Source organism: Nocardia cyriacigeorgica (assembly GCF_010868145.1).
Taxonomy (GTDB): Bacteria; Actinomycetota; Actinomycetes; order Mycobacteriales; family Mycobacteriaceae; genus Nocardia; species Nocardia cyriacigeorgica_D.
Genome location: NZ_JAAGUY010000014.1, coordinates 93,828 through 115,582 on the forward strand (window position 1 = coordinate 93,828; position 21,755 = coordinate 115,582).

General features: G+C 69.0%; 19 protein-coding genes. 8 read left to right on the forward strand and 11 right to left on the reverse strand.

The genetic code is table 11. The features are described from left to right. Positions 1-7: 7 nt before the first annotated feature. The 4 genes from GV792_RS17710 to GV792_RS17725 all read right to left on the reverse strand — a co-directional run bounded on the left by GV792_RS17710 (position 8) and on the right by GV792_RS17725 (position 5,660). Positions 8-1,084 (reverse strand): phytoene/squalene synthase family protein, encoded by a 1,077-nt coding sequence (locus GV792_RS17710; protein ID WP_163825235.1) that lies wholly within the window; start codon positions 1,082-1,084, stop codon positions 8-10. After that, on the reverse strand, positions 1,071-2,747 hold the full coding sequence (locus GV792_RS17715; protein WP_256668105.1) for an alpha-(1->6)-mannopyranosyltransferase A: 1,677 nt from the start codon (positions 2,745-2,747) through the stop codon (positions 1,071-1,073). The genes GV792_RS17710 and GV792_RS17715 overlap by 14 nt, the downstream gene beginning before the upstream one ends. Before the next feature lie 59 nt (positions 2,748-2,806). After that, complete coding sequence (crtI, locus tag GV792_RS17720) at positions 2,807-4,393, reverse strand: phytoene desaturase family protein (RefSeq protein ID WP_163825236.1); 1,587 nt, start codon at positions 4,391-4,393, stop codon at positions 2,807-2,809. 130 nt (positions 4,394-4,523) lie between these two features. Beyond that, complete coding sequence (locus GV792_RS17725) at positions 4,524-5,660, reverse strand: polyprenyl synthetase family protein (protein ID WP_163825289.1); 1,137 nt, start codon at positions 5,658-5,660, stop codon at positions 4,524-4,526. 150 nt (positions 5,661-5,810) lie between these two features. On the opposite strand from GV792_RS17725, the gene GV792_RS17730 reads away from it, so the two are divergent. Next, the gene (locus tag GV792_RS17730; RefSeq protein ID WP_163825237.1) at positions 5,811-6,812 is read left to right on the forward strand and encodes a methylenetetrahydrofolate reductase; all 1,002 of its coding nucleotides are present in this window, start codon (positions 5,811-5,813) and stop codon (positions 6,810-6,812) included. Between the two features lie 21 nt (positions 6,813-6,833). Here GV792_RS17730 and GV792_RS17735 read toward each other — a convergent pair whose 3' ends face one another. Then, positions 6,834-7,214 (reverse strand): hypothetical protein, encoded by a 381-nt coding sequence (locus GV792_RS17735; protein WP_175583173.1) that lies wholly within the window; start codon positions 7,212-7,214, stop codon positions 6,834-6,836. A 331-nt stretch (positions 7,215-7,545) separates the two neighbouring features. On the opposite strand from GV792_RS17735, the gene GV792_RS17740 reads away from it, so the two are divergent. Further along, a complete protein-coding gene (locus GV792_RS17740; RefSeq protein WP_163825238.1) occupies positions 7,546-8,259 on the forward strand; it encodes a hypothetical protein in 714 nt (237 codons plus the stop codon). Between the two features lie 88 nt (positions 8,260-8,347). Here the strand turns inward: GV792_RS17740 and GV792_RS17745 are convergent, their stop codons facing one another. From GV792_RS17745 to GV792_RS17770, 6 genes are all read right to left on the reverse strand, one after another. After that, on the reverse strand, positions 8,348-9,409 hold the full coding sequence (locus GV792_RS17745) for a glycosyltransferase (protein ID WP_375154467.1): 1,062 nt from the start codon (positions 9,407-9,409) through the stop codon (positions 8,348-8,350). A gap of 181 nt (positions 9,410-9,590) precedes the next feature. Then, on the reverse strand, positions 9,591-10,340 hold the full coding sequence (locus GV792_RS17750; RefSeq protein WP_175584512.1) for an LppM family (lipo)protein: 750 nt from the start codon (positions 10,338-10,340) through the stop codon (positions 9,591-9,593). A 102-nt stretch (positions 10,341-10,442) separates the two neighbouring features. Then, a complete protein-coding gene (locus GV792_RS17755; protein ID WP_163825240.1) occupies positions 10,443-11,636 on the reverse strand; it encodes a TerC family protein in 1,194 nt (397 codons plus the stop codon). A 172-nt stretch (positions 11,637-11,808) separates the two neighbouring features. Next, positions 11,809-12,684, reverse strand: a complete 876-nt coding sequence (locus GV792_RS17760; protein ID WP_163825241.1) for a carotenoid biosynthesis protein — start codon at positions 12,682-12,684, stop codon at positions 11,809-11,811. Then, complete coding sequence (locus GV792_RS17765) at positions 12,681-14,243, reverse strand: phytoene desaturase family protein (RefSeq protein WP_163825242.1); 1,563 nt, start codon at positions 14,241-14,243, stop codon at positions 12,681-12,683. Before GV792_RS17765 ends, GV792_RS17760 begins: the two co-directional genes overlap by 4 nt. A 7-nt stretch (positions 14,244-14,250) precedes the next feature. Further along, positions 14,251-14,862, reverse strand: coding sequence for a GNAT family N-acetyltransferase (locus GV792_RS17770; RefSeq protein WP_163825243.1), 612 nt, complete (start codon positions 14,860-14,862; stop codon positions 14,251-14,253). A 170-nt stretch (positions 14,863-15,032) separates the two neighbouring features. Here GV792_RS17770 and GV792_RS17775 point away from each other — a divergent pair, with 170 nt between their 5' ends. From GV792_RS17775 to GV792_RS17805, 6 genes are all read left to right on the forward strand, one after another. Then, positions 15,033-15,488 (forward strand): SAV_6107 family HEPN domain-containing protein, encoded by a 456-nt coding sequence (locus GV792_RS17775; protein WP_256670692.1) that lies wholly within the window; start codon positions 15,033-15,035, stop codon positions 15,486-15,488. A 111-nt stretch (positions 15,489-15,599) separates the two neighbouring features. Then, a complete protein-coding gene (locus tag GV792_RS17780; RefSeq protein WP_163825244.1) occupies positions 15,600-16,031 on the forward strand; it encodes a DUF3040 domain-containing protein in 432 nt (143 codons plus the stop codon). A gap of 472 nt (positions 16,032-16,503) precedes the next feature. Continuing rightward, positions 16,504-16,935: a division/cell wall cluster transcriptional repressor MraZ gene (gene mraZ / locus GV792_RS17785; RefSeq protein WP_163825245.1), complete on the forward strand. Its 432-nt coding sequence runs from the start codon at positions 16,504-16,506 to the stop codon at positions 16,933-16,935. A 270-nt stretch (positions 16,936-17,205) separates the two neighbouring features. Beyond that, a complete protein-coding gene (gene rsmH, locus GV792_RS17790; RefSeq protein ID WP_163825246.1) occupies positions 17,206-18,180 on the forward strand; it encodes a 16S rRNA (cytosine(1402)-N(4))-methyltransferase RsmH in 975 nt (324 codons plus the stop codon). A 130-nt stretch (positions 18,181-18,310) separates the two neighbouring features. Further along, the gene (locus GV792_RS29100) at positions 18,311-19,843 is read left to right on the forward strand and encodes a hypothetical protein (RefSeq protein ID WP_175584491.1); all 1,533 of its coding nucleotides are present in this window, start codon (positions 18,311-18,313) and stop codon (positions 19,841-19,843) included. Then, complete coding sequence (locus tag GV792_RS17805) at positions 19,840-21,714, forward strand: peptidoglycan D,D-transpeptidase FtsI family protein (RefSeq protein ID WP_175584492.1); 1,875 nt, start codon at positions 19,840-19,842, stop codon at positions 21,712-21,714. Before GV792_RS29100 ends, GV792_RS17805 begins: the two co-directional genes overlap by 4 nt. Positions 21,715-21,755 lie beyond the last annotated feature (41 nt).

The following is a 21,755-nucleotide window of genomic DNA, read 5'->3' on the forward strand; positions in this document are numbered from 1 at the left end:
CGCCCGCTCAGCGTCCCGACAGATAGGCGCCTGCGGCGACACGCAGCCTGCGATGGACGGGCACGACGGCGCGCTGTTCGAAGACGGCGAAGTCGCAGTCCTCGATGCGGTCGAGAATCGCGGCGTACAGGGTGGCCGCGGTACGAATGGCCGGGCGCACCCGCGGTTGCAGCAACTCGATGCCGGGTGTTGCGGTGCGGTAGAGGTCCCGATTGACCGCGATCAGGTGGGCGAGCGCACGGCGGACCCGTCGATCGGTGTGGCCGCGGCGGCGGCAGTGGCGCAGTAGCTCGTCATCGACCCCGAACGCGGCGAGGTCGTCGGCGGGCAGATAGATCCGGCCGCGATCCAGATCCTCGCCGACATCGCGCAGGAAGTTCGTGAGCTGAAAGGCGTTGCCGAGCGCGGCTGCCGCAGGCTCGGCCTCGGCCACCGGAACGACCGTGCCGAGCACCGGCAGCAGTTGCAGTCCGATCGCGGCGGCCGAACCACGCATATACCGGTGCAGTTCCGCCATATCGGCATACCGGTCGCGGAACTCCGGCGTGCCGGGGATGTCCATGCGCATGGAATCCAGGAATGTCCAGAAATGGCCGGGCGCGATCCGGTAGCGCCGGATGGTGTCGGTGAGGGCGAGCAGTATCGCGCCTCGTCGGCGGTTGTCGGCGTCGGGCGCGGGGCCATCGTTCGGTCTGTTCGAGTTCAGCGCCGATCGCAGCTGCCGCTCGATCAGGTCGATCCGCGCGGCGAGCGGGACAGCGGTCGTGCCCCGGTCCATGCCCGCCCCAGCGGTCGGCGACACCGGGCGCAGGGCGAGGTGTGGGGCCGAGCCATGAGGAACCCCATGGTCGTCGACGATGTCGTCCACCATGCGTGCGAACGCGTACAGCGCGTGCACCGCAGGCCGCTGTGGTGCCGACAGCAGCCGGGTGGCCAGGAAGTAGGTACGGCCGTGCTCGGCTGCGATACGGCCACAGAGCCGGTAGGCGTCGGCAAGCTCCGTCGGACTCGACCGCCTGACGTGATCGGTGCGGTCCGGAGGTGCGGCGGTGTCGTGCTCGAGGGCGATCTCAGTGCCGGTCATGGGTGGTGGGCTCGGCCGGTGCGGCGACCGTGCGGGTACTGCGCAGACGCAGCGGATCGACCGTTCGCAGCGACAGTGCCGCCACCACCGCCGCGAACGTCGCGGCCGCCACATGCCAGAAGTTGTACAACCCGATCGAGCCGCCGGGCTGGAATACCAGCATCAACCAGGTGCACAAACCCACCAGCACCATGAGCGTCCTGGTGGACAACGCGAACGCGGCGGCCAGCGCCAGCGGCCACGAGTAATACCAGGGCAGGGCGGCAGGGGACAGGATGACGATGGCGACGAAGGCGATCAGGATGCCGAGCACGGCCTCTCGCTCGCTGTGCCGGAAACGCCACCAGGTCCAGGCCAGAATCGCAACCAGCGCGAAGGCACACAATGCGCGCGTCACCGTGAGGACCGGATCGAACGGTAGCGGGCCGATCCAGGTCATGCCGTGCGCCATGATCGTCGGCAGCGACAGCCAGTTGATGATCTTCTTCGACCCGGACAGGGCCGTCAGCCAGCCGATGCCGACACCTGCGGCCGCGGAGGCGAGCACGAAGACCGCGGCGAACACGCACAGGCCGAGTCCGGCGATCTTGGCGAACAGCAGGGTGGGGTGGGGCAGCGTCGCCCCGGATTCCTTCGGCGCCTGTTCGGCACGCCGTTCGCGTTCGTGCAGCATCCAGATCCACACCAGGAACGGCAGGGCGATACCGGCCGTGGCCTTGATGGCGACCGCGATCGCGACGACGACGATGCCGAGCACATGCCTGCGCTCGAGCACGAGTGCGATACCGGCGCACATCAGCCCGACCATCAGCAGCTCGTTGTGCACGCCGCCGATGAGGTGGATCAGCACCAGCGGATTGAGTACCGCCAGCCACAGCGCAACGGTGGGCTTGCCGCCGAGATGTTTGGTCAGATACGGGATGGCCCACATCATCAGCGCCAGGCCCGGCAACATGACCAGCCGCAGAGCGATGGTGCCCGTGACGACATTGTCGTCGGTGATCGAGGTGATCGCCCGGCCGATCAGCAGGAAGATCGGGCCGTACGGGGCGGTGGTGGTGGTCCAGACGGTGCTGACATTGTCCAGCAGCACACCGGGATTGGCGACCGGGCCGACCTTGTACGGGTCGAAACCGTCGCGCAGCAGCGCACCCTGTGCCAGATAGGAGTACGCGTCCTGGCTGAACATCGGCACGGCGAACAGCATCGGGAAAACCCAGATGCCGACGATCGCGCGCAGCTCGTTCAATGTGACGCCCGCGCCCGAGTAGTTGCCCCGGCCGAGCGTGGCCCGGCCGAGACGCACCCAGGCGGTGATCATCAGCAGCACGCCGATCCAGATGAAGATCGTCGACAGCGCGTAGCCGTGCCCGAAGCGCAACCAGGACAGGTGCATCGCTTCCAGCAGCGGATCGCGTTTGCGCACCGCGCCCGCGCCGAAACCGCCGAAGGTGATCATGATCGCGCCGACGAGGCCGAGCAGCGCCGCATGTCCCTCGGGACTGCGGGCGAAATCGGCCGTGGTGCGCAGCCAGGACCGCAGCGTCTGCGGGCTACCCGCGGCCGGCGCGGTGGTGGTTGTGGTGGGTCGTGTCGCGGGTGTCGGGGACACGGCGGCCGGTACCGGGGAAGTCACTTGGGCAGTCGTTTCCGGGGGTGGCATGTGGTGTCGTTCCCCCCGGTGTGGTCGGCGGTCGCAACCGCGAGCTGATAGGTCGGCGCTTAGTTTACGGCTTGTTCGCGCGGGGCTGTCCCGATGGTGCGCGGGGTTTCGCTTCGGCGGGGTTTCTGCGTGCCGATGATCCGGTTTGCCGCGAGTTTTCCGGATAGTAGCGCGGTCGGCACGCCGACGCCCGGCGTCGTGCCGCAACCGGCGATAACCACGTTGTCGCTGCCGCGCGGCAGGTTGCGTGGCCGGAACGGCCCGGTTTGGCGGAAAAGATGGGCTGCGGAGAACGGCGTGCCGCTCAACATGCCCTGCTCGAGCCAGGTCTGCGGGGTGTCGAGGTGGTCGAGCCGGAAGTGCTCGGCGATGCCGTGGTAGCCACGTTGCTCCAGGACCGCGAGCAGCTCCCGTAGATAGGCGGGGCCGAGTGCGGGCCAGTCCAGTGACGCCGAATCCAGGTTCGGGCAGGGGGCCAGCAGCGAGAACGGCTCGTAGCGGCCGTCGGCGCGGTCCAGATACAGGCCGGGGTCCGACAGTGCGGGCCTGGTCAGCAGCAACGACGGGTCGCTCATCAACCGGCCGCCGCGGGGTGCGGCGATCTCGGCGAACGTGCGTTCCCAGGCCGCACCGAAGTCGATGGTGTGATGCGCCTGGATCGGCCAGGTCGCGGCGACGGCCGCCGGAATGGTGCCATGGGCGACCACTGCCGACGGCGAGGCCCGCAGACCCCGCCTGCGTCGCAGGCCGAAACGTTCGATGCCACCGAGGTCGGCGGTGACGACGACCGCGTCGCAGTCCACCGTCGCACCGCCGGCCAGCCGGACCCGGCTGGCTCGTTTCGCGGCGTATTCGATGCCGGTGACCTCAACGCCGAGCTCCAGCCGCCCGCCCGCCGCGACCAGCGCCTCCGCCATGGTCTCTGCGACTGCGCGCATCCCACCTTCTGGGAAATACACCCCGAGCGAGGTATCCATGTGGGGGATTGCGCCGTAGACCGCCAATGCCTTGGCCGGTGGCACACCCGCGTAGAGCGCCTGGAAGGTGAACAGCCTGGTCAGCCGGGGATCGCGCAGGTAGTGCCGCACACGCGGACCGAGCCTGCCGAACCCGCCGAGGCGCACCAGTTCCAGCAGGGCGGCGCGTTTGCGCGGCAACCGCACCATATCCAGCGGCGAGTCGAAGTTGGTGTCCATGAACTCGCCGAACTCGGCCCGGTAGATCCGGGCGAGCCACGTACGCAGCCGTCGATAGTTGCGGGCTTCGCCGGGACCGCAGGTCCGCTCCACTTCGGTGGCCATCTCGTCCGGGTCGGCGAAGACGCGAATATCGGAGCCGTCGGCGAAACGTGCGTGATAGGAGGGCGCGAGCTGGTGGATGCGCAACGGCCGCGCACCGGATTCACGGTCGTGGCCGACGGCGGCAAGCGCATCGTCGATCAGCTCGGGCAGCGTCAAGACCGTTGCACCGGAATCGATCTCGTAGTCGTCGAAGCGGTATCGGCCGACCCGCCCGCCGATATGGTCGGCCCGCTCCAGCACAGTGACGGCGCGGCCGGCACCGGCCAGGTACAGCGCGGCGGCGAGACCGGACAGTCCCGCACCGACGACGACGACACTGTCGGTGACCCCGTTGACGGTCTTCATCGGGCATTCCCCGTCGGAGGGTATGACACAGGGACGACCGATGCCACGGCCGCGGCAAGTCCGGCTGGTGCGAGGTACACCGGCAGCTGGGAGGACCGCTGTGTCCGGAGACGGCCCAACATCGACCCGATCATGCCGTGCGGCGGGTGGCAGCCAGCGCCATGGCGTGCAGATGGTCCTTGGCGGCGGCGGTAGCCGAGCTGCTGTCGATGGCGGCCAGCGCGCGCTCGGTCAGCTCGCTGATGCGGGCTTCGACCGCCTCGACGGCGCCGAGCTCCACCAGCACCTCGCGTAGCCGGTCGACCTCGGCGACGCCGAGGTCGGTGCCGACGCTGGTGCGCAGCAACTCGGCCGCGGCCGGATCGGATGTGTCACCGCGCTGCAACGCCTCGGCGATCAGTACGGTGCGTTTGCCCTCGCGCAGATCGTCACCGGAGGGTTTACCGGTCACCGACGGGTCACCGAACACGCCGAGCAGGTCGTCGCGCAGCTGGAAGGCGATCCCGATGTCGGTGCCGAAATCACGGTAGGACCGGATCAGCTCGGGTCCGGCGTCGGCGAGCGCCGCTCCGAGGTGCAGCGGACGCTCCACGGTGTAGGCGGCCGTTTTGTACCGATTGATCCGCAGCGCCGCCGCCACCGATTCGTCACCGCTGGCTTCGCCGTGGATATCGAGCAACTGCCCGCCGAGCACCTCGGTGCGCATTTTCGCCCAGACGGTCGCGAATCGCGCGACGGCCCGCGGGGCGAGTCCGGAGGCGTGCACCATGTCATCGGCCCAGGCCAGGGCCAGATCACCGATGAGGATGGCCACACCGGTGCCGAAGCGGGGCGCGTCACCCGCCCAGCCGCGGTCGCGATGACGCTGCTCGAAGTCGACGTGCACGGTGGGGAAGCGGCGCCGGGTGCGCGAGGCATCGATGATGTCGTCGTGGATGAGGGCGCACGCCTGCACCAGCTCCAGCGCGGCACACGCGTTGAGCACGGCGGGCGCGTCGGGGCCGTGGGGGTCGCCACCCGCGCCGAGCCAACCGGTCCACGCGAAACCGGGTCTGGTGCGTTTGCCGCCGCGCAGCACGAACGACTCCAGTGCTTCGGCCGCATCGACGAAGATCGGTCCGAGCTCGCCGACCGTGTCACGCCGGGTGGCGAAGAAAGCGGTCAACGCCTGTTCCACGGCGGCGGCGAAGGCGGGCGTCCCTGGGGTCGCCGAGGTCGGGCTCGGCCTGGTCGGGGTACCGGGTCCGGCGGACAGGATGGCCTCCAAGGATGTCCGGGGAAAGGGGTCGGCTCGGCGGATGGCGGCCCACGCGCCGGTGGCGGCGCGGACGGCGGTGCACCCGCTCATGGCTCGAACAATACGCGTCCGTCCCCATGACGCTCAGGGCCGGAGGCCGCTCACCTCTACACTGAACCGGTGACTTTCGACAACGTGCGGGGACGCTCGACCCCTGGCCGGCCGTCCTCGACACCACCGATCGTCTCGGGGACGCCATCGGTAGTGCAGAGTTTGCGGCTGCACTCCAGCAGGGCGGTGCCGTTCTCCGTCGAGTTCAACCCGCCCCGTGACGCCGCCGGGGAGGCCAGGCTCTGGCGTGCGGTGCGGACCTTCGAACGTATGCATCCGGCGTTCGTGTCGATGACCTACGGTGCGGGCGGGTCGACCAAGGACCGTACCGTGCGGGTGACCGGTGAACTGGCCGGTGAGACCACTCTGCTGCCGGTGGCGCATCTGACGGCCGTCGGGCACAGCGTGGCCGAGCTGCGCTCGCTCGTTGGCGCCTATGCCGACTCGGGTATCCGCAATATCCTCGTGCTGCGCGGCGACCCGCCGGGCGATCCGCTCGGCGAATGGCACAAGCACCCCGACGGCGTCGAGTACGCCGAGGAGCTGGTGCGCATCGTGCGCGATCTCGGCGATTTCCATGTCGGCGTCGCCTCGTTCCCGCAGGGTCATCACCGCTCGCCCGATCTCGACCACGACACCGAGTTCCTGGCGGCGAAACTGCGTGCGGGCGCGGAGTATTCGATCACGCAGATGTTCTTCGACGTGGAGCACTATCTGCGGTTGCGGGACCGGATCGTCGCTCTCGACCCGGTCGAGGGCGCCAAGCCGATCATTCCCGAGCTGATGCCGATCACCTCGCTGCGCACGGTCAAACGAGCCGAGGAACTCTGTGGCCGCGCGCTGCCGCGGTCGGTGGTCGAGCGGTTGGAACGGGCTGCAGGCAGCGGCCCGGAGGAAGACACGGCAGCGGTGCGCGCCGCCGGCATCGAGATCGCCACCGAAATGGCCCAGCGTCTCATCGACGAGGGCGCGCCGTGCCTGCACTTCATCACCCTGAACTTCGCCAAGGCGACCGGCGAGGTGCTCACCAACCTCGGCTACGGAGTCACCGCGGCGCCGATCAGCGCCTGATCGGCCGGTAGCCGAACGACGCTAGCTCGCGCGGTGGCTGTTGACGGCAGCTGCCGATTCGTGCACGCGTACCGCAACCCGCCCGCTCCGCTGGATCACTTCGAGAACACGGTCCTCATGTCTGATGAGTACACCGGGCGCACCGTCGACGAGGGCACGGATGTGCACACCGGCGATCCGATCGCCGTCGTGGTCGAGCCGGTCACCGGGTTTGGCGGTGACGAAGACGCGGTCGTCGACGACCCACCAGGTACCCGGTACGCCCGCCAGCTGTTCGGGCTGGTCGGTGAGCCAGTGCACCGCTGTGGGGCCGATCGAGGCGAGCGACTCGCGCAGGGTTTCCACTGGCGCCCCGGGCCGTGCGAACCGGGCGGCGACGGAGTGAGTCGTGGCGGCGGTCATCGAGTGAGTCCTCCTGCATGTCCAGGTGTTTCCGGATGAGCATCCGCAGCGGCGGTCGGGCAGTGGGTGCTGTCCGGGCCGGGCGTGGTGGCGCATCGGCCGGGTCGGCTCATCTTGCTCCGCAGCGAAACAGCAGCACAACGGTAGGAATCAGGGTGAGTTCAGAGCTTGTCCGAAGCCGCGCCGGCGACGCGCCCGACTCGAGCGGGAGCGAATTCGCCGGTGCCGCGCGGTAGCGGGAGTACCGTGAGCTTCCGCCTGTGCGCGCGGCGTCTACCGACACACGGGCAGGCATAACCACACCGTGGGCCGAGGATGAGGAGTCTTCGCTGTGACCGTGTTGCGCCGTCTGACCACCTGTACCGCCATCGTGTCGTGCACGCTCGGGTTCGCCCTGGCCGCGCCTGTGCTCGCGACGGCCGCACCCGACCCCGCTCCCGCGGCGGCCGTCGATCTGCCGGGCACCGTCCGTACCGCCACGCCGGGCGATCTGCTCGGTGCCTATCAGTCGGCGGTCGAGGCGCTGCGCGCCCTCGGCGTCGAGCCGTTCCTGTATCCGACCGCCGCCGCGTTCTGTCACGACACCAACGCCCTTGGCCTGGTTCCCGCGGTAGCAGGCGCTGTACCGGGTCCGTGGCCGACGATGCCGTTCACCGTGCCCGGTGTCGACCTCAGCGCCGTCAAGGCCGGGCAGACCATGTTCGCGTTCGTGCCCTACGGCATCACCGAGGACGGTACGAACACCACCGGAATGCAGGTCGCCTGGCTGAATATCAGCAATGGCCGCGGCGGGTCGGCCGCGATGGGCCCGATGGCCGAGGTCGTCACCGGCATGATCCCGCCGCAGATCCCGGTCGAACTGCGGCCGACGGTCGAACGCATCATCAGTGACTTCTTCCTCGCGGCACTGCCCGCCGGCGGCGTCCGCGCCGTCCCCGTCGACACCGGTTCCGGCACCGTCCTCGCCGCCGTCTTCGGCACCGTCCAGAACGGTGACCGCTCGTGCTTCTTCCTGCCGACGGTCGGTATCACCGAGGTGCCATGAGCGGCAGACGTTTCGGCGTGGCCAGGTGGCTGGTAGCGCTGTTCGGCGAGGGCCGTCCGGTGCGGCGAGCGCGGTGTAGTTCGGGCGACTACGGCGTTAGCCGGCGGCCCTTCCAGGCAAGCGTCCTGTGCCGTCGGGCGCGGCGCGACCTCGCCCACAGATAGAGGTAGGCCGCGACCGACAGCGGATGCGCCAGCGACGCGACCACGTCGTCGCCGCGCGGCGCCCCGCCGGTTTCCAGGCAGCGGGTCAGCACGCGGCCCGTCACTGCCGCCGTATAGCCGACCAGACCGATCCGGCGGATATCACCACGCCCGGCGACGGCGGCCAGTGGCGGCAGCCAATAGGCCAGGGCGGCAACGGCTCCCACTGCGAGACCGCCCGCCGCCGACCCGCCGTACGCGGACCAGAGCCACCGCGTGTAGCCGGCCTCGAGCTCGGCGGCGTCGCGGTACATGCGGGTGCTCGCCAGTCGTCCTGACGCGACCACGGCGGTGCGCATGCCGTATCGGCGCAATGTCCGGGCGATATCGAGATCTTCGGTGACACTGCCCGCCACCGCCGCATGACCGCCGATGGCCCGGTAGGACCGGGCGTCGAAGACCAGGAACTGCCCGCACGCCACCGCCATCGACGGCCGAGTTCCCCGGTCGGCCACCGACACCGGCAGCGTGGTGGCCCACGACCAGCACAGCAGCGGCTGGACCAAGCGTTCGGCGGATGAGACCGCGCGCTGCCGCGGCCACGGCGACACCAAAGCCATCTGACGCGCCCGCAGCTCGGTCACCGCCGCCGCGATCGCGGTGGGCGCCAGTCGCACATCGGCGTCGACGAATACCAGCACCTCAGCGTCCGCTGCTGCGGCAAGCCGGTCACATGTGGCCGCCTTACCGGTCCATCCCGGTGCGGGTTCGTCATGGCAGCGCAGCACCGTGAACCGCGGGTCGCCATCGGTCGCGTGCAGTGCGGCTTCGTAGGTTCCGTCGGTTGACCCATCGTCCAGAATCAACACTCGCAGACCCGGAACCCCCGTCTGCGCACGCAGATCCGCGATCAACTCCGGTAGCCGCTGCGCCTCATCGCGCGCCGGAACACAGACGGCGACCACCTCGTCGACCACTGTGCCGGGAACCAGCCGCCGAACGGTCACCAGATTCCACACCGCGACAGCGCATCCCGCGGCTGCGATCGCCGTGCCCGCCCGAATAGCGGTATCGGCCGCCGACCTCCACCGTCTCGGATCGCGCGGTGCCCAAGGCCCGGCGTCAGCGGATCGGCGCCGCATCACGGCCACCGCGTTCGGCCCGCCGCCGCGCTCGCGGCACCAGAGATCACCTCACCTTGCTGCGTACTTCGCGCCACCAACGCGCGATATCGAAGCTGGGAGCCGGCGCGTTCGGCGGGGCCGGGTTGCGGTTGACGTAGGCGAGGGCCGCGACGACGGCGGCGACGGCGAGGGTGATGCCGCCGACGATCCCTGCCCAGCCCGCGAAGGATCGGGTGTTGGGGTCGGCGTAACTGACCTCGGCGCGCATATTCGTCACATCGCCGGGCGGCAGCTTCCACGACACCACCGAATCACCCTCGCGGGTGCCGTTGGTCTTGGCGATCCTGGCCGGGAACGCGATGCTGAACTGCACGTCCGAGCCGTGCGGTGGCACCGATTTCAGATCCACCCGGCCGTTGAGGCTGACCAGGTCGCCGGTGCGCTGGAACTGCAACTGGAACATGCCCTGGGTCTGTTCGGACAGCTGGCCGAGCTGCTGCACCTCACCGAAAGACAGATCGTCGAAGAACACCTGGCTGCCGACGTAGCCGTCCTGGGTGTAGGGCTCGACCCGCATCTTCGTGGCAAGCGTTTCCGGTGCCTTCAGCTGCGGGCCCTTGTCCTCGGGGTTGGCCGGGATCACCGCGGCAACGATGCGTCCGGACACTCGGTCGTTGGACGACACACCCATCGATGCCTGCACCCGCAGGCATCCGGCCAGCACCGGCACCAGCAGGGCCGCCAGCAGCACGGCCGCCGTCACCCGGATCCCGGGGCGGGGTGAACGTGGCGCGGTGACCGGAGTGTCGGGCATCGTGGTGTCGGGACTCGGCTGCACGGGTGACATCGTGCCAGGCGCGTGGTCCGCGATGCACGCGACACCGCGGATCGGCGCCGTAGTCGCTGGTCGGGCCGGCTACCGGCGCGACGCCACCGCGTCATCGTGGCGGCGATGGGCCCGTCGCAGCAGATCCATCAGCTCGTCCTCCTGCCGGATCCGGCGGCGATACTTCTCCGGCAGCGCCCGCAGCCGCTGTTCCTCGCTGCGCAACAGCCCGAAGACGCGGTCACGTTCGGCCTGGTCGGTGGTGTAGCCGAGGTCGAGATATTCGGTGGCGTGCCTGCGTGCGTTGGCCACGGCCTGCTGGGCGCGTCCGCGCGCGCTGACCACCGAGGCGACGACGGTGATGACGAGAACACCGAGAATCACCAGTAGCGAGGCGCCCGTGCTGATCTCGACGACGTGCACCGGGTCGCCGTTGTTGATGAACGGCAGATTGTTCTCGTGCAGCGCATGCAGGATCAATTTGACGCCGATGAAGCCGAGGATGACCGCCAGCCCGAACGACAGGTAGATGAGACGGTCGAGCAGCCCGTCGATCAGGAAGTACAGCTGCCGCAACCCCATCAGGGAGAACGCTGTCACGGTGAACACCACGTAGACGTTCTGAGTGAGGCCGAAGATGGCGGGGATGGAGTCGAGCGCGAACATGACATCGGTGCCGCCGATCGCCACCATCACCAGCAGCATCGGGGTCAGCATGTGCTTGCCGTCGCGCACCGTGAACAGTTTGTCGCCGTCGTAGTCGGGGGTGGTCCGGAACCACGCCTTCGCCACCCGGATCACGATATTGTCCGCCGAGCGGCCCTCGGTTTCGGCCGGCGCGAGCATATTGCCCGCGGTCACCAGCAATAGGACGCCGAAGATATAGAAAACCCAGGCGAAAGCATTGATCAGGGTGGCGCCGAGAAAAATGAATCCGGTCCGCGCCAGCAGCGAGAATACGATCCCGACCAGCAGCACCTTCTGCTGATACTCCCGCGGCACCCGGAAACTGCCGATGATGACGAGGAATACGAACAGGTTGTCCACCGACAACGCCTTCTCGGTGACATAGCCGGCGAAATACTCGGTGCCCATCTGCACTCCGCCGAAAATCAGGACCCCCAGTCCGAACAGCACCGCGATCCCCACATACAGCGCGGACCAGATCGCCGCTTCGCGCAGTGTGGGGGTATGTGACCGGCGCACATGGAAGAAATAGTCGAACAGCAGCAGTGCGATGATGACGGCGACGGTGGGGATCCATACCGCGGTGGATACCTGCATCTTCCCTCCGGATCGTTGACGACGAAGCCGATCGGGCGTCGGGGCTGCGCGTGTCCGTCACGATCGGCCCGCGCGATACCGCGTCCGGGCCTGTCCGTTCATACAGCCGACGAGTCCGAACCTACTCGATCCGTGCCCCGACGTGGGCGAACCCGACCGGAACTGCTCGACCTCACCCGGCGTTCGAGCGCGCCCCCTTGCCCCCGTGAACCAGCCGCACCAGCAGCGGAACGCCGAGCAGCGCCATACCCGTCGCGCCGTACAAGGCCGAGGCGGGCAGATCCAGAAACACCGCATGGGCCAGCGCTGACCCGAGCCAGGTCCACAGAAATACGGCGACAGGCACGGCGACACCACCATGTCGCGGTGGCGCCGTCCGCTCCCATCCGGTGAGCAACACCGCCATCACCAGCGCGACGATCAGCCAGCCCAGATAGTTGGTGAGCGGAATATGCTCGACGCCCGGCAGCCCCGCATCGGTGACGCACCACTGCCATTGACCATCGGCGACCATCTGCGGGTCGAGGAACAGATCCCAGCCGACCGCACCGATAGCCATCAGTGCCGTTCGTACCAATGCCCGTTCGGTCAGCAGGCCGGCCACCACCCAGATCGGATAGATCCCACCGGTCCATGCCAGCGGCACCACCAGCGGCACCGCGGCGACCGCGAGTCCGAGTCGATCGGTCGCGTACTCGTAGCAGCCGAACGGCATTCCGGTGGCGGTGCCGATGATCTCGGCGAGCAGACCGAGCCCGGAAACGATCACAAGGAAGCCGAGCGCATAGCGCGGGCCCCGGGTGTAGGCGGCGTGCGCAAGGGCGGTGGCGGCGGACAACAGCACCACCGCCACCGTCACCCGATCCCTGGCGGCGCCGCTGGTCAGCGGATACGCGATCTGGGTGAGCAGCCATAACGCGGCGAGCACACCGGGTAGCAGCGCAGCGAATCCGGCCTGGCGGATCTGCTGGAATGTGCGCGAAGCAACGCCCCACCCGGCTGCGCCTTCAGACTTGGCCGGGCGACGATCCGGTGCACCGGCATTCATCGCCCGCGCAGCCGCGCGAACCGACCACGGTCGCGCAGCACCAGACGTGCGGCGGTGCGGCCGCTGGCGCCGGAGACACCGCCGCCGGGATGCGTCGACGCCCCCGTCAGATATAGCCCCGGTGCGCCGGGCACCCGCTGACCCGACAGCTCGGGCAGCGGCCGCCACAGCATCATCTGGTCCAGCGACATCTCCACATGCATGACATTGCCGCCGAGCAGCCCGAGCTCCTGCTCCAGATCGGCCGGAGTCTGCACGAACCGGCGCAGCACCGACGCCGCGAAGCCGGGTGCGTAGGAATCGACTTCACCGATGATCCGGTCGGCCTCCGCGTCCGCGTGTGCGGCCCAGTCGCTGCCGTCGGCCAGCCGATAGGGATGCCATTGCGACCACAGCGACAGCTGATGCTCGCCCGGCGCGGCAATGCTCGGATCGACGGCGCTGAAACTCATCGCCAGCACCACCGGCCGCGGCGGCAGCTCTCCGGCCAGCGCGGCGCCGTGCGCGGCACGCAGCTGCCTGCGCTCGGAGACCAGGAATTGCAGCCCGTGCGCGGATTCGGCCGCTGCACTGCCGGGATAGGTCGGCAGCGCGTTCGTTGCGGCCCGCACCACCATTCCGATACCCGGCCCCACTCGGATCCGCCTGCGCCAGTCGTCGAGCGTGGCGGCATCGAAACCGCCCGTGCCGAGCAGATCCAGCGTGGTCAGGATGTGGGTCCCCGCGACGACGGTACGCGCGGCGAGTTCACGCCCGGACGCGGTGCGAACCCGCCAGCCGTCACCATCGCGGCGCAGCGTGGTCACGGCGTCGCCGGCGCTCACCACACCACCATCGGAACGCAGTCGCGCCACCAGCGCCGTGGTCAACGCCCCGCTACCACCGACGGCCCGGCCCGGCGGCAATGTGTGCATGAGCGCCGCGAACCCCACCATCGGCGCGGTGCCCGGTTCCGACATCGGTGGACCGGACTGTGCGCCGAACCATGCCAGCGATGCCTTGAGTCGCTCGTCGTCGAACAGGCTGTCCAGCAGCGCGTCACCGGATTGCAGGAATTCGTGGGAGAGCGCGCTGCCGCCCGCACTAGCGTCCAGACCCCAGAACGAGCGCAGCAGATGCCCCGGTGTCGGGCCGCCGCCGAAAGCGCGCATCACCCGCGCGCTGCGCGGGCCCCACTCCCGCACGAAACGTCGGTAGGCATCGGCATCATGCTCACCACAGGCCGCGGCGACCGACCCGCAGGTGCGATCCAGATCGCGACGGAAGACGATCGGCGCCGCGCCGTCCGGGCCCGCGGGGGTGAAACCCCATGGATCGCAGTCGATATAGCGCAGGCCGAAGCGCGCCAGCTCCAGCTCCTCGACGATCCCGGTATGCCGGATCATGATGTGCGCAGAAGAACCACGATCGACCAGGTGCCCGGGAAAGCGCTGCACGGTCGACACCGCACCGCCGAGCACCTCGTCGCGTTCGAGTACCTCTACCCGTTGCCCGGCTCGCGCCAGATAGCAGGCCGCGACCAGCGCGTTGTGGCCGGAACCGACGACAACGACCGTCATCGCGACCTCACAGCGGCAGCCGCCTGCCGAGGATCGCGAATTCCCTGTTATCGCCTGCGAAGACGAAATGCCTGACCACATCGCCGAACCCGGCCCTGCGATACAGCCGCCAGGCCCGGTTGTCCTCGGCGTCGACCTCCGGGGTCGACAGCAGTACGGCCCGTTCGGTCCGCTCGCCCACCAGACGGGTCAGCAGCGTCGAACCGATGCCGCGGCCCTGCGCCGCCGGATGGACGTGCAGTTCGGTGAGCTCGAAATAGTCCGCGAGCAGCTCGCGCGCCGAATGTTCCGGCCAGCCCGAGCGGCGCATACCCGTATACACCTGCTGCTGCCACCACTGATGCGGCGCGCCGCGATATCCGTAGCCGATCGCCACGAGCGGTGCGGTGCGCACGTCGAAGTATCCGGAGTCGTCCGGGATCAGCGCGGCGACGGCCTGCCAGCCCGGACGCGTGGTGTGCTCGGTCCACATCGGCGCGCGATGGTGTTCGGTGCCGCGCGGATAATCCATCGCCGCGACGTATACCGCGAGCGCGTCGTGCAACCGGGCGCGCAGTGCCGTGACCGAGAGGTCGACGACGACTGGGGCGGGGGTGTGATGTGGCTTGACGGCGGTCATGGCTCTCGTGTGGGGGAACGCTGTGCGCGCGTGCGGACAACTTGTCGGTGGTCGACTCTATATTCACACTCAATTCAAACGTTCGAATACCTGTTCGGTTCGTGCGGTGCCGACCGTCCGGTCGGCCATCGGTCTCGGGCCGGGGTGTGCGACTGGCGGAGGGACGGCTGATGTCTGGTCGAAACGTTCATCCGGGCCGGCCCGGGCGTGCGGGCATGTTGCTGCGGCGCGCCGACGGGCTGTTGATGGAAGCGGCGGGGGAGCACGATCCGCGGGAACGATTCCGCACCGCCTACCTGGCCGCCTTGCGTGGGGCCGGTGCGGTCCTCGCGGCCACCGGAGCCGATGCCGCGCCGCGGGCGCGCTCACGTAATGCGTGGGTGATGTTGCAGCGCGCCGCTCCGGAGTTCGTGATGTGGGCCGACTACTTCAGCTCTCATTCCGAGACGCGGGCGGCGCTGGAGGCGGGTCTGCCGCGCGAGATAGGACACACCCAGGCCGACGAGTTCTACTCGCGAGTGGGTGCGTTCCTGCACGATGTGGAGGATTTGATCGCGCCGGAGGCCCGATTGCGTGGTCCGGCGGAGCCGGAGTTGCGGATCGGCCCGCGAGTTATCGGCGAGTAGGTGGTACGGCCTTCATCGAACTCGTATCATTGGTGACAGATAGCCGCCAAGGTCGGCTATCTGTCGCCTACCCGGAGGCGACAGCCACGTCCTAGTGCCGGGGGAGGTACCGTGCCACTCTCCGAGCACGAGCAGCGCATGCTCGAACAGATCGAGAGCGCTCTCTATGCTGAGGATCCGAAGTTCGCCTCGTCCGTCCGCGGCGGACGCCTTCGTACGACCTCGAGTAGACGCAGACTCCAGGCCGCCGCTTTGTTCGTCCTCGGCCTGTTCCTACTCGTCGCCGGCATCGCCGCGCCAGTGAAGCCCGGCGGCTTCCCGATCATCAGCCTGATCGGATTCATCGTCATGTTCGGCGCCGGAGTGCTCCTGCTGCTCGGCGGCTCCAAGAAGGCCGGCGGCAGCAGCGACCGCGGCGGCGATGCGCCGTCGAGTGGTCCGTCCGGCGGCAGCACTTCCGGTGGGCGTGGGCGCCAGCGCCGATCCGGCGGCTTCTCCGAGCGTATGGAAGATCGCTTCCGTAGAAGGTTCGAACAAGAGTAGCTACCCGGTCGCCCGAGGTTTGACGAACGGCGGTGCGGCATCGGATTTCCGGTGCCGCACCGCCGTTCGTCTGTCTGTCCATACCCCTTGCCGCTGACGGCGTGTCGTCCCGACCGGTCGGCACGGGCAACGGTGGTGCGCTGAACCCCCACATCGCCCCACGGCGGTGCCCCACCTTCCCCCACCGGTCGACGCGATAGGCCACACCAGGGCGTTTGCTGGTTGTTGTCGGGCACCGTGTCTTCTGACGCGCGCGGGGAGGTGGGACACCCGAAAAGTTCTTCCACACAGTGATAGCTGGGATGACCTGCGGAATCGCCGAAGCGGGGAGCCAGATCACCCCGTGTTTCGATTGAAAGTGGGGGAAAGTGGGGTAATGTGGAGCGCGCACTACAGGAGAGACCGTAAGGCGCTCGGCTGGAGCGAGTTCCGGCCATGCGTGTTCGAGGTGGTCCGGTAGGGAGGTATCGAGATGTTTCTCGGTACCTACACACCTCGATTGGACGACAAAGGGCGACTCACGTTGCCTGCAAAGTTTCGAGACGATCTGGCGGGAGGGTTGATGGTCACGAAGGGTCAGGACCACAGCCTTGCCGTGTATCCCAAAGAAGAGTTCACCGCGCTCGCGCGGCGGGCCGCGGCGGCGTCTCGAAGCAATCCGCAGGCACGAGCGTTCGTCCGGGCTCTCGCGGCAGGCACGGACGAACAACGTCCGGACGCTCAGGGCCGGATCGTGCTGTCGGTAGACCATCGTCGCTACGCCAACCTGTCACGGGACTGTGTGGTGATCGGCTCGGTCGATTTCCTCGAAATATGGGACAAGCAGGCGTGGGAGTCCTACCTCGCCGAACACGAGGAGGACTACGCACAAGCGAGAGACGAGTCGCTGGGCGGGATCTTCTAGCCCCGAACGAGTGCCACGCGGCCTCTGCCCGGATGTGGACCCTGACGTACTTCCCCGACGCCAGGTGCCGCTTCGGTCAGAGACCACGGGGCATTCGTCACCGATACCCGGTCCGAGTCCCGCAGCGTTCGCTGCCGACAGCAATCACCGCAGAGCAATCACTCAACACAGCACTACCCATCTACCCGCAGTGTTCGCCGAAAACACTGTGGAACAAGGCGACCCGATATCGGTGCGTTGACGAAGCGAGGCAAGATCCGGGAGGTCGAGGTGAACCGTGAACAGCACGGCCCGCGCCATGTCCCGGTCCTGCTCGAGCGCGCCGACGAGCTATTGGGGCCGGCCCTCGGCGAGCCCGGCTCCGTCTACCTGGACGCAACCCTTGGATTGGGCGGTCACGCCGAACATTTCCTGCGCACCTACCCGGACATCCACCTCGTCGGGCTTGACCGCGACACCGCCGCACTCGAGCTGGCGGGGGAGCGGCTGCGACCGTTCGAGGACCGAATCACGCTGGTGCACACCCGATACGACGGCATCGCCGACGCGCTCACCCAGGCGGGACTGCCCACTGTCGGCTCGGTCAGCGCGATCCTGATGGACCTCGGTGTCTCGTCCATGCAGTTGGACGAGACCGACCGCGGCTTCGCCTACTCGGTGGACGCGCCGCTGGACATGCGGATGGACCCCACCACCGGGCCCACCGCCGCCGACGTGCTCAACACCTACAGCCACGGCGATCTGGCCCGGATCCTGAAAACGTATGGGGAGGAACGCTTCGCGGGCCGTATCGCCAGTGAGATCGTGCGGCGCAGGCAGCAGCGGCCGTTCACCACCAGCGCACAGTTGGTGGACCTGCTCTACGACGCAATCCCCGCGGCGACCAGGCGCACCGGTGGTCATCCGGCCAAGCGCACCTTCCAGGCGCTGCGGATCGAGGTCAACGGTGAGTTGGAGTCGCTGCGGGCCGCGCTGCCCGCGGCGCTGAACGCGCTGCGTGTCGGCGGGCGGATCGTCGTCATGTCGTATCAATCGCTCGAGGATCGGGTCGTCAAACACGAACTGGCGCAACGCGCGGCCTCGCGCACACCGGTCGGCCTTCCGGTCGAACTGCCGGGGATGGGGCCGGAGTTCCGGCTGCTCACCCGTGGCGCCGAACAGGCCACCGAACACGAGATCGAGGAAAACCCGCGCGCGGCCCCGGTACGGATGCGTGCGGCAGAACGGATTCAGGAGGTTGCATGAGCACGGCGACGACGCTCGCGCAGCCTCTCGTGGGGAAACCGGCGGCCGTCCGCAGCAGCGGATCGGCGTCCGGAGGCGGCAGCTCTCCTGAGCACGGAGAGCGGCCCGGTCATGCGAAGGAGGACGCAGCGTGAGCGTGCGGACACGGACCGTCGCCGAACCCGGGCGGATCGCCCGCCGAGTGCAGGCCGCCGAACGGGTGAAATCGGGTGCGGCGCAACGCGCTTATGCCCGTCGCAGGCTGCGTGCCGAGGGGGCCGGAGGTGCCGATGCGGTGCTGCCCCGTACCTCGATCATGGCCACCCGCATCCCGTTCGTGGCGGCGATCCTCGCCATGCTCGCCTGCGGACTCGCACTCACGCTGCTGCTCACCACCCGCGCCGCCGAGGACAGCTACCTGCTCAGTGACGCAAGGAAGCTGAACCAGACCTTGGCCGATGAGCGGGCAGCGCTGCAACGCGAGGTCGAGGCGGCCGATTCGGCGCCCGAACTCGCCTCGCGCGCCAGGGAACTCGGCATGATCCCGGCCAAGGACCCGGCCCGCCTTGTCGTCGCTCCCGACGGCACCGTCACCGTGATCGGCGACCCGAAGCCGGCCGAGGGCGCACCCGTGCCGCCGCTGAACCCGCCGCCGACCCGAGCTTCGGATCGCCCCGGCGCACCGCAGAACCAGGGAGAGCGGGTCGTCCCGGTCACCACCGCGCCCCGGCCCGCCTCCGAACGGCCGGGCGGCGCCCAGACCAACGCCGCGCCGCCGGTCGGTGCGGGGATGACTCCTTCCCCTGACCTGCCCAACCCGACGACGCCGAACGGCACCGCCCCGGCGGCCGGCGCGCCGAACCCCGCGCCCGCCGGTGTGGCCCCAGCGCCTGCTGGTGTACCGGCTCCCGCTCCGGCCCCGGCTCCCGGACTGGACGGAGCCACTGCTCCGGCACCGGCCGCACCACCGGCGGACGCCCCAGCCCCCGCGCCCGCCGATCCGGCGGCAGGCCCTGCGCCTGTTCCGGCTGCGTCGCCTGCCCCTGCGGCGGAGGTTCCTCCGGCTCCGGCCGAGGGGGCTCCCGCGCCTGTCGCTGCTCCGGCCCCTCAGGGAGCACCGGCAGCCGCTCCGGCGCCTGCCGACGCACCTGCGCCCGCAGCAGCGCCCGCACCGGAGGCTCCGGCGCCGCCTGCTGCCGCGGCGACACCTGCTGCGGTCCCTGCTTCCGCTCCGGAACCTGCGGCAACACCGGCTCCGGCCCAGATGCCGGGACAAGTCGCTGCCTCGGCCCCAGGCCCGGCGGCCGTCGCTGGACCGGCCGCAGATGGGCAGCAGCCGGCGGTCGAAGTGCCTGTTCCCGCACCCGCGGGGAGCGCCGTCGCGGCACCTACGCCCGACACCGCCATCGCCGTCGGTGGTCAGCCTGCAGGTGCTCCAGCCGCAGACCCTGTCCCGGCGGCAGCCCAGAATGCGCCCGCTGCGGCTCCGGCCGCCGCAGGCACCCAGCCGGCCGCACAGCCGGCCCCCGCACCTGTCGACCCCACACAACCGGCCCCGGCCGCCGTTCCCGCCCAACCCCCCGCTGAATCCGCACCCGCCGCACCGGCGCTCATCGAGAACGCGCCAGGTCAGCCAGCCGTCGCGCCGATGGCGCGGCCGACCTCGGGGGAGGCCACACGATGAGGCGGCCCGGACCCGCGAAGCGTTCGCGTCGCGGGCCGGTGAGAAGACGCGGATCGGCGCCGCGGCTGGACCGGCCGATCCGGATGCGGTTGGGCGCGGGACGGATCGCGATGTTCGGCGCACTCGCCGTCGTCGCGATCCAATTGTTGTGGGTACAGAGCATTTCCGCGCCTGGCCTGTCTGCGCAGGCGGCCAGCCAGCGCACCGCGCACTGGGTCGACGAGGCCATGCGCGGGCCGATCACCGACCGGAACGGCAAGGCCCTCGCGTTCACCGTCACCGCGAAGGAGTTGCACTTTCAGCCGATCAAGGTGCGTAAGGACCTGGCGGAGGCCAAGGCCGAGGACGACTCCGCACCCGACCCGGAACAGCGCCTGCGCGATATCGCCGCGACCATCCACGACAAACTCGGCGACAAGGGCCCCAGCGAGAAGAAGCTGCTGGAACTGCTGAACAGCGACGAGCAGTTCGTCTATCTGGCGCGCAATGTGGACCCACGGATCGCCGCCGAGATCGTCGTGGAGTTCAGCGAAGTCGGCGCCGACTCGCAGAACCCACGGGAGTACCCCGGCGGATCGTTGGCCGCCAACGTCATCGGTGCCACCGGTTGGGACGGGCACGGCCAGATCGGGCTGGAATCGTCGCTGGACTCCGTGCTCGCGGGCACCGATGGTTCGCACACCTACGATCGCGGCGCCGACGGTGCCGTGATCCCCGGCAGCTGGCGTGACCGCGTACCCGCGGTGAACGGCTACGGCGTCGAGCTGACCCTCGATTCGGACCTGCAGTACTACGTCCAGCAGCAGGTGCAGCAGGCAAAAGACATGTCGGGAGCGAAATCGGCGTCCGCTGTGGTGCTGGACGCCAAAACCGGCCAGGTGCTGGCGATGGCGAACGACAGCACCTTCAATCCGTCACTGGGCCCGGAACATTGGAAGCCGGAGGACCTGGACAATCCGTCGATCACCAAGCCATTCGAACCCGGCTCGGTGAACAAGATCGTCACAGCCGCAGCGGCCATCGAATACGGGCTCACCAATCCGGACGAGGTGCATCAGGTTCCCGGCCAGATCCACATGGCCGGTGTCACCGTCGGTGACGCGTGGGACCACGGCGTCGCGCCCTACACCACCACCGGAATCTTCGGAAAGTCCTCCAATGTCGGCACTCTGATGCTCGCGCAGCGCGTCGGTGAAGACCGCTTCGCCGATATGCTCACCCGGTTCGGCCTCGGCCAACGCGCCGGTGTCGGCCTGCCCGGTGAGAGCCCGGGTCTGCTGCCTGCCCGCGACCAGTGGTCCGGCGGTACATTCGCGAACCTGCCGATCGGCCAGGGGCTTTCGATGACGACTCTCCAGATGACCGGCATGTACCAGGCCATTGCCAATGATGGCCTGCGGATCCCGCCACGCATCCTCAGGGCGAAGATCGCGCCCGACGGCACCCGGACCGAGGAGCCGACCCCGGAGGGTGTGCGGGTGGTGAGTCCGCAGACCGCGCAGACGTTGCGCACCATGTTCCAGGCGGTGGTCCAGCGCGACCCGATGGGCGTGCAGATGGGCACCGGCGTCCCCGCCGCGATCGAGGGCTATCAGATCGCGGGCAAGACCGGCACGGCGCAGAAGGTCGACCCGGCGTGCGGCTGCTATTCGACCTCGTCGTACTGGATCACCTTCGCCGGTATGGCGCCGGCCGACGACCCGCGCTACGTCATCGGGATGATGCTCGACGCACCGGTGCGCAGCGCCGATGGCAGCGGTGGTCAGTCCGCGGCACCGCTGTTCCACAACATCGCCTCCTGGGCGTTGCAGCGCGATCGCATTCCGCCGTCCACCGAGCCCACCAGGCGCTTCGTGCTCCAGGCCTCGTGAGCTCGTGCCGCTGCCGTCACCCGCTGGACCTGCCGCGACCC

What these genes read in the sequence shown, in the direction of transcription:
- GV792_RS17805 (WP_175584492.1), top strand. Translation starts at nt 19,840, where the DNA reads ATGAGGCGGCCCGGACCCGCGAAGCGTTCGCGTCGCGGGCCGGTGAGA.
- crtI (WP_163825236.1), bottom strand. Translation starts at nt 4,393, where the DNA reads ATGAAGACCGTCAACGGGGTCACCGACAGTGTCGTCGTCGTCGGTGCG.
- GV792_RS17715 (WP_256668105.1), bottom strand. Translation starts at nt 2,747, where the DNA reads ATGCCACCCCCGGAAACGACTGCCCAAGTGACTTCCCCGGTACCGGCC.
- GV792_RS17775 (WP_256670692.1), top strand. Translation starts at nt 15,033, where the DNA reads ATGTCTGGTCGAAACGTTCATCCGGGCCGGCCCGGGCGTGCGGGCATG.
- GV792_RS17760 (WP_163825241.1), bottom strand. Translation starts at nt 12,684, where the DNA reads ATGAATGCCGGTGCACCGGATCGTCGCCCGGCCAAGTCTGAAGGCGCA.
- GV792_RS17750 (WP_175584512.1), bottom strand. Translation starts at nt 10,340, where the DNA reads ATGCCCGACACTCCGGTCACCGCGCCACGTTCACCCCGCCCCGGGATC.
- GV792_RS17710 (WP_163825235.1), bottom strand. Translation starts at nt 1,084, where the DNA reads ATGACCGGCACTGAGATCGCCCTCGAGCACGACACCGCCGCACCTCCG.
- mraZ (WP_163825245.1), top strand. Translation starts at nt 16,504, where the DNA reads ATGTTTCTCGGTACCTACACACCTCGATTGGACGACAAAGGGCGACTC.
- GV792_RS17735 (WP_175583173.1), bottom strand. Translation starts at nt 7,214, where the DNA reads ATGACCGCCGCCACGACTCACTCCGTCGCCGCCCGGTTCGCACGGCCC.
- GV792_RS17755 (WP_163825240.1), bottom strand. Translation starts at nt 11,636, where the DNA reads ATGCAGGTATCCACCGCGGTATGGATCCCCACCGTCGCCGTCATCATC.
- GV792_RS17765 (WP_163825242.1), bottom strand. Translation starts at nt 14,243, where the DNA reads ATGACGGTCGTTGTCGTCGGTTCCGGCCACAACGCGCTGGTCGCGGCC.
- GV792_RS17770 (WP_163825243.1), bottom strand. Translation starts at nt 14,862, where the DNA reads ATGACCGCCGTCAAGCCACATCACACCCCCGCCCCAGTCGTCGTCGAC.